At 72.8% G+C, this 629-nt stretch carries 1 protein-coding gene; it reads left to right on the top strand.

All coding sequences use genetic code 11. From position 1 onward, the window contains the following. Positions 1-540: MutS-related protein (locus tag AOZ13_RS13645; RefSeq protein WP_449404307.1), on the top strand; the 540-nt coding region annotated here is incomplete at its 5' end. Positions 541-629: the final 89 nt, after the last annotated feature.

The raw sequence follows: 629 nt of genomic DNA, 5'->3' as shown, positions 1-629 counted from the left end.
TCGCTCGTCGTCCTCGACGAGGTCGGCCGGGGGACGAGCACCGCGGACGGCTACGCGATCGCGCAGGCCGTCACCGAGCGCCTGCACGACGGCGTGGGCGCGTACACGCTGTTCGCGACGCACCACCACGACCTGACGGCCGTCGCTGACGACCTCTCGGGCGCGCGAAACCTCCACTTCCGCGCGGCGCGCGAGGGCGACGACGTGACGTTCGTCCACGAGGTGGCCGAGGGCGCCGCGAGCGCCTCCTACGGCATCGAAGTGGCGAAGCAGGCCGGTGTGCCGCCCGGCGTCGTCGATCGGGCGCGCGACGTCGTCGCCGAGCGCGCGGCGAACGCGGACGTCGAGGACGCGATCGACATCGACACGAGCGCGAGTGGAGGCGAAGACACGCCGACGGACGCGAGCGCCACCGCGGACGGCGGGAGCGCCGAAGCGGGCGCGGACGTGCTCGGCGAGTTAGCGGATCTGAACCTCGCGGAGATGACGCCGATCGAGGCGCTGACGACGCTGAATCGCCTCCAGCGAGAGATCCACTAGTCGGGGAGCAGGGCGGGAACGACGCGTTCGAGGGCGAGCCGTCGATCCGCGACGAGCGTCCGCGTGACGACGCCGCGTGACGGCGAGCG

The organism is Halarchaeum acidiphilum MH1-52-1 (assembly GCF_000474235.1).
Taxonomy (GTDB): Archaea; Halobacteriota; Halobacteria; order Halobacteriales; family Halobacteriaceae; genus Halarchaeum; species Halarchaeum acidiphilum.
Note: the sequence above shows the minus strand (reverse complement) of the source record. Positions and strands in the feature narration are given on the sequence as shown.